General features: G+C 63.5%; 6 protein-coding genes and 1 pseudogene. 3 read left to right on the top strand and 4 right to left on the bottom strand.

Annotated elements, in window-relative coordinates; genetic code table 11:
• The 3 genes and pseudogenes from EOA28_RS20005 to EOA28_RS20015 form a co-directional block, all read right to left on the bottom strand.
• Positions 1-545 (bottom strand): annotated as a pseudogene (locus EOA28_RS20005) (phosphate acyltransferase); the annotation flags it as partial.
• Positions 546-675: 130 nt separating this feature from the next.
• Entirely contained in the window at positions 676-1,224 is a 549-nt protein-coding gene (locus tag EOA28_RS20010; protein ID WP_126082926.1) for a DUF177 domain-containing protein, read from the bottom strand.
• Between the two features lie 11 nt (positions 1,225-1,235).
• Positions 1,236-1,778: a ubiquinol-cytochrome C chaperone family protein gene (locus EOA28_RS20015; RefSeq protein ID WP_127251771.1), complete on the bottom strand. Its 543-nt coding sequence runs from the start codon at positions 1,776-1,778 to the stop codon at positions 1,236-1,238.
• Between the two features lie 117 nt (positions 1,779-1,895).
• Between EOA28_RS20015 and EOA28_RS20020 the strand changes: the two genes are divergently transcribed.
• The 3 genes from EOA28_RS20020 (at position 1,896) to EOA28_RS20030 (ending at position 4,082) form a co-directional block, all read left to right on the top strand.
• Positions 1,896-2,417, top strand: a complete 522-nt coding sequence (locus EOA28_RS20020; protein WP_126082928.1) for an outer membrane protein assembly factor BamE — start codon at positions 1,896-1,898, stop codon at positions 2,415-2,417.
• Positions 2,418-2,545: 128 nt separating this feature from the next.
• Positions 2,546-3,091: a dTDP-4-dehydrorhamnose 3,5-epimerase family protein gene (locus tag EOA28_RS20025; RefSeq protein ID WP_245463293.1), complete on the top strand. Its 546-nt coding sequence runs from the start codon at positions 2,546-2,548 to the stop codon at positions 3,089-3,091.
• A gap of 1 nt (position 3,092) precedes the next feature.
• On the top strand, positions 3,093-4,082 hold the full coding sequence (locus EOA28_RS20030) for a glycosyltransferase family 2 protein (protein ID WP_127251770.1): 990 nt from the start codon (positions 3,093-3,095) through the stop codon (positions 4,080-4,082).
• 91 nt (positions 4,083-4,173) lie between these two features.
• On the opposite strand, the gene EOA28_RS20035 is transcribed toward EOA28_RS20030, so the two are convergent.
• Positions 4,174-6,315 carry a sodium-translocating pyrophosphatase gene (locus tag EOA28_RS20035; protein WP_127251769.1) on the bottom strand — a complete coding sequence of 714 codons (2,142 nt, stop codon included), beginning with the start codon at positions 6,313-6,315 and terminating at the stop codon, positions 4,174-4,176.
• Positions 6,316-6,671 lie beyond the last annotated feature (356 nt).

Here is a 6,671-nt window from a genome sequence, read left to right on the forward strand (position 1 = left end):
ACATTGAGCAGGCCGACGCTCGGCCGCTCGATGCCGAACACCGAGCGCGCCATGCCGGTGCCCAGAATGGCGAAATCGATCAGCTGATGCGCGTCGGCACCGATGGTGGCGCCGACATCGAGCACGACGCTTTCGCCGCGCGTCGTCAGCCAGAGCGCCGCGATCGCGGGGCGATCGATGGTGGCCATGGTGCGCAGGCAGAATTTCGACATCGCCATCAGCGCGCCGGTGTTGCCGGCCGAGATGCAGGCCTGCGCGGCGCCGCTCTTCACCGCCTCCACGGCCTTCCACATCGACGACTTCCAGCGGCCGTGGCGCAGAGCCTGGCTCGGCTTGTCGTCCATGCGCACGGCGATCTCGCAATGGACGAACTCGCTCACTTCGGCGAGTTTCGGGAACTTGGCGAGCTCGGGACGCACCACGTCCTCGCGGCCATAGATGACGAAGCGGATGTCAGGGCGGCGGATGACGACCGTCATCAGCGCCGGGATGACCACGCTTGGTCCGTGATCGCCGCCCATGGCATCGATGGAAATCCTGATCACTCGGTGTTTTTCTCACGGTTTGCCTGGCTAGCGGCGGACGCCTGCCAAGGTAAGGGGGCTCGCGAAGGTTCGGCGAAAATAGCGGTTTTGCGCCTGCGCACAACCAACTTTTCCAAAATCCGGACCACTCTCAGGATTTTCCGAGCAACGAACGCAGCTTTTTCTGGAATTCGCTTTCCTCGGCCTGATCGTCGCCGGCGACGTCGAGCGAGGCTCCCGGCTTGCGCGGATAGGGGTCGATCGCCAGGCCGAAGAACTGTTCGGCCAGCGCACCGACGTCGATCGTGTCGCCGGAGAATGTTTCCGGACTGTCCGGTCCATCGGCGTCGAGAATAATCTCGCCGCCGCCCTCGAAGCCCTCGCGTCCAAGCTTCGACTGCTCGGGCAGGAACAGCGCCTCGACCGGCTCGTCTATATGTGCGCTTACCGGCTCCAGGGTGACGATGCAGGCCTGCGTGATGTCGGCCTCGACACGACCGGTAACCTTGACGCCGTTGCGCTTCCACGAAGCAACAAGCAATTCGGCACGGTAGCTTTCGACCGAAAGCAGCTCATATTCGGCTGCAAGTGCTTCGCGCTGGCGCTGATCGGCCTCGACCAGGATCGGCAGGCCCTTTTGCGGCAGCCGCGCGACATTGGCGACAAAGGATACCGGGCTGCGCAATTCAGCGTCTTTCATGCTGGCCTCCTTCAAGCGGCCCCGGCGGCCGGGAATGCGACCGTGCCGGCGGCGATCGATTCGGTCGGCTGCGCGGCGAGCTTCTGGCTGGCATCGCAGACATAATCCGCCAGCAGCGACGCCTGCGGCCAGGGGCCCGCGTCCGGCCTGACATTGCGCGCAAGCGCCGCCGCAAGCGCCGACCGGTCGTTTTCTCGGAGGGCATCATCATAGGCGGTCGTGCGGCCGTAAAACATCCTTGCCAGCTTCTTCATGCGCTTGGGCACGCCGACATCGCTGATTCCAAGTTCGCGCAGCGAATGATCGACATCGAGGAAGAACTCGTCGATCAGCACTTGCGCGACCTCGGCCGCCACGCCTTGCTCGCCATGCAGACGGTGCTGGACGAGATAGATATGCAGCGACAGCATCTCGAAGCGGCCGAGCGGCGTATCCGGCACATTCCAGTCCGAATAAAACACCGTTTGCCGCGCCGCCGCCACGATTTGTGCGTAGAGCGCGTCGGTGATAGCGCGGTTGGCATTGCGTTCGCGGCCAAAAAGGCGCTGGAACATTGAGGGCGGTCTCCCGGGGACCTGTTGTTTGATTTGGCCTTGTTGCATCGGCATGCAAGCTGGTTTACCGGTTTTGCGGCCCAGCGCAAGTTGCGGGGATGTGATGGAGAATTGTTGTTGGGTGCGCTGAAATTCAAGTCGTTTCTTGCGCCCGCCCCGGTGGGCGTGGCTTCACTGCTGATGGTCGTATCAGCGCTTTCCGCCTGCAATTCATCTAAGATGTTCGGCGATCTCCATCCAAGCGAGACGCTGACGAAAGGCTACGTCATCGACCAGCAGGCCATCGATTCAGTACCGGTCGGATCGAGCCGTGAACAGGTGCTGCTGGCGCTGGGCACGCCGTCGACGACGGCGACCTTCGACAACGAGGCCTTCTACTATATCTCGCAGACGCGCAAGCGCTACGTCGCCTTCGACAACCCGCACATCATCGACCAGCATGTGCTGGCGGTCTATTTCGGCGCTGACGGCCGCGTGACCCAGATCGCCAATTACGGCCTCAAGGATGGCAAGATCTTCGACTTCATCTCCAGGACGACACCGACCGGCGGCAAGGACCAGAACTTCCTCACCCAGGTCATCAACGGCGCCAGCAAGCTGGCGCCCGGCATCCCCGGCGGCGGCAGCGGCACGCCTTAAGTCTATCGACGAACCGCGGAACAATCAAAACCCGCCACCTCGCCGGCGGGTTTTGTGTATGTGCGGCCCGACGCCCTTGCTTATGTTCCGGCGTCCCCCTATCAATTCGCCGGGATTGGGGACCGGTCATGAGCAACAGCGATCGTACTGTGCCGCAAGACTGGATGGCGACAGGCACGCCAGACCGGCAGACCGTGACACCCGACTGGCTCGTCGTGGATGCGCCTACAATCCAGGGCGTCGCGCTCAAGGAAATCCGGCCTGTCGCGACTTCGACCGGCTACCTCACTGAAGTCTTTCGCGAGGAATGGGATCTGGACGGGCTTGCAATCGGACAGGTGTTTCAACGCACGCTTTATCCCGGCGCGGTGACGGGGTGGCATGCCCATGGCGTCACAACCGACCGGCTTTTTTGCTCGGTGGGCAGCGTTCGCATCTCACTGTTCGACGGTCGCAAGGCCTCGCCGACATTCGGCGCGGTCTGGCACAAGATCGTCGGCGCGGTCAGGCCTGCCATCGTCGTCATTCCGCCGGGCGTCTGGCACGGAGTCGTCGCGCTCGGACCGGACATTGCTTTGGTGCTCAATCTGGTCGACAAGGCCTACGCCTATGACGCGCCCGATCACTGGCGGCTACCGCCCGATACTGAACAGATCCCCTACAAGCTGGCATAGCGTGGAACAGGCCGGCCAGCGCCCGCCGACAGGGCGGATCGAACCGCTTGTCTCAGTCATCATCGCGACGCACAACCGCCCCGCGGTACTGCGCCAGACGCTGAAGAGCCTCATGGGCCAGACCCTGCAGGACTGGGAAGCCATCGTCGTCGGCGACGCGTGCCGGCCGGACACCGCGACAACGGTCGCCGCTTTCGGCGACGGCCGCATATCCTATATCGATCTTCCGGTGAATTTCGGCGAACAGTCGGGGCCCAACAATATCGGCTTTGCCAGAGCACGCGGCCGTTTTGTTGCCATCTTGAATCATGACGACCTCTGGTTTCCCGACCATCTGGCATCCATGAGCGGCTGGATCGACGCCACCGCTGCCGATGTAGTGATCGCCCGCGGCGCGGTCATCGAGTCGGCCGCGAGCAAGGGTTCCAGGCATATGATCCTCGGGATGGGGCGGGACGGCTTCTATGACCCAGTCACCACGGTCGGATTTGGCTCCGCGCAAATGATCCGGCGCACGTCGCTGCGAAGACTTGGACCATGGCGCCCGGCCAGCCAGTGCGTTTGCGAGAGTTCCCAGGACTGGCTGTTCCGTGCCTGGCGCAAGGGTGCGGTGATCGCGACAATGCCGCATCTGACCGTGCTCATGCTGCATTCGGGCAAGCGCGAAGGCAGCTATGCGCGTGATACGGCGCAGGAGCAGGAAGAACTGATGGACGCGATGAGCTCGCCGGACGCTTTGCGCGCCAGGATTCTTGGCAACGCCGAGGAACCTGCTCCCCTTAAGCGTTCCCGTTACCTTAAACGCAGGCTCCTGGCGATGCTTGGCATACATCCGCGGGCGCGTTCCTTCCGTCGCCAGCTTCGCCGAGGCGCCTTCATTGCCATGCTGCGCCAGACACGCGGCTTGCCGCCAATGCCCGAGCGAGAGCCGGACATCGATGCGTTGCTGGCCCGCTATCGCCATGCCAGCGAAAGGCCGGAAGCCAACTGAGCGCCCGCCGGAAGGCGGCACGTATGGTGTTATGCGAAAAAACAAAGCCCGCGGGATCTCCTGCGGGCTTATCTTGGAATAACCGCCGCGATCAGCCGTGCGCGAGCACGGCGAGAAGAAGCAGCGCGACGATGTTGGTGATCTTGATCGCCGGATTTACGGCCGGGCCGGCGGTGTCCTTGTAGGGGTCGCCGACGGTGTCGCCGGTGACCGAGGCCTTGTGCGCCTCGGAACCCTTCAGGTGTTTGACGCCGTCCTTGTCGGTGAAGCCGTCCTCGAACGACTTCTTGGCGTTGTCCCAGGCGCCGCCGCCGGAGGTCATCGAGATGGCGACGAAGAGGCCGTTGACGATCACGCCGAGCAGCGAGGCGCCGAGCGCGGCGAAGGCCGAGGCCTTCGAGCCCGAGATCAGCAGCACGCCGAAATAGACGACGAGCGGCGCCAGCACCGGCAGCAGCGACGGGATGATCATTTCCCGGATCGCCGCCCTGGTCAGGATGTCGACGGCGCGCGCATAGTTCGGCTTCGAGGTGCCGGCCATGATGCCCTTGTCCTCGCGGAACTGCTTGCGCACTTCCTCGACGATCGAGCCGGCGGCGCGACCGACGGCGGTCATGGCGATGCCGCCGAACAGATAGGGGATCAGGCCGCCGAAGATCAGGCCGGCGACGACATAGGGGTTGGAGAGGTCGAAGGAGACGTCGCCCATGCCCTGGAAGTAGGGGTACTTGTCGCCATTGGCGGCAAAGAACCGGAGGTCGTTCGAGTAGGCCGCGAACAACACCAGCGCGCCGAGACCAGCGGAACCGATGGCATAGCCCTTGGTCACCGCCTTGGTGGTATTGCCGACAGCGTCGAGCGCGTCGGTGGAGTGGCGCACTTCCTTGGGCAGGCCGGCCATTTCGGCAATGCCGCCGGCATTGTCTGTGACCGGGCCGAAGGCGTCGAGCGCCACGATCATGCCGGCAAGGCCAAGCATGGTGGTGACGGCGATCGCCGTGCCGAACAGGCCACCTAGTTGGTAGGTCGCGATGATGCCGCCGACGATGACGATGGCCGGCAGCGCGGTCGATTCCAGCGAGACCGCGAGGCCCTGGATGACATTAGTGCCGTGACCGGTCACCGACGCCTGGGCGATCGAATTCACCGGACGCTTGTTGGTGCCGGTGTAGTATTCGGTGATCACCACGATCAAACCGGTCACCAGCAGACCGATGAGGCCGCAGATGAACAGGTTCTTGCCGGTGATGCCGATGCCGGCAACGGTGCCGACCTCGCCCCAGCCGACCGTGGCGGAGGTCGCGGCGGCAAGACCGACGATCGACAGCAGGCCGGTGACGATCAGGCCCTTGTAGAGCGCGCCCATGATCGAGCCGTTGGAGCCGAGCTTGACGAAGAAGGTGCCGACGATCGAGGTCAGGATGCAGGCGCCGCAGATGGCGAGCGGATAGAGCATGGCCGCGCCCAGCGCCGCCGTGCCGCCGAAGAAGATGGCGGCCAGAACCATGGTGGCGACGGCGGTCACCGCATAGGTCTCGAAAAGGTCCGCGGCCATGCCCGCGCAGTCGCCGACATTGTCGCCGACATTGTCGGCGATGGTGGCAGGGTTGCGCGGATCGTCTTCGGGAATGCCGGCCTCGACCTTGCCGACGAGGTCGCCGCCGACATCCGCACCCTTGGTAAAGATGCCGCCGCCGAGACGGGCGAAGATCGAGATCAGCGATGCGCCAAAGCCGAGCGAAACCAGCGAGTCAATGACGACGCGGTCGTTCGGTTGCAGGCCCATCGGGCCGGTGAGGATGGCGTAGTAGATCGAGACGCCGAGCAGCGCCAGGCCCGCGACCAGCAGGCCGGTGATGGCGCCGGATTTGAAGGCGATGTCGAGGCCGGCGGCGAGGCTGTTCGAGGCCGCCTGCGCGGTTCGAACATTGGCGCGCACCGAGACATGCATGCCGATGAAGCCGGCGGTGCCCGAAAGCACGGCGCCGATCAGGAAGCCGATAGCGGAGGTGATCGAGAGCAGCCACCAGGCAAGCAGGAGCACGACGATGCCGACCACGGCGATGGTGGTGTACTGGCGCGCCAGATAGGCCTGGGCGCCTTCGCGGATGGCGGCGGAGATTTCCTGCATGCGCTGATTGCCCTGATCGGACGCAAGGACCGAACGTGTCGCCCAGATGGCGTACAGAACTGACAGCAAGCCGCAGGCGATGACGGCGGTAATAATGGTCATTGCCGGATTTTCCTCGATTGTTGGCCCAAAAGAACCCCTCCCTGGGCCGTTGGAACGGAGACGGATGCCGCGCTTGGAATCCACCTCTTGGTTGGGGTATGCGAAACAAGGCTTGGAACGTCAAGATATTGTTCGGTTTTTGCCCGGCTTTCGCCCAAAAGAAGAAGGCGGGAATCGTTGTGCCAGCGCGAGCCTGGAATTAGATCGATTGAAATGACGTTGGGTCCGGCTGCTCAGGATCGGTCCGTGGCGAGGTTGGCGGCTGACGGATCGGCGCTTTGCAAATGCTCAATGCCAAGCATATCTTCCGGGTGGACAGGAGTTGATCAATGAAGTTCAAAGCTATCGTGCACGAA

This window comes from Mesorhizobium sp. M2A.F.Ca.ET.067.02.1.1 (assembly GCF_004023285.1).
Classification (GTDB): Bacteria; Pseudomonadota; Alphaproteobacteria; order Rhizobiales; family Rhizobiaceae; genus Mesorhizobium.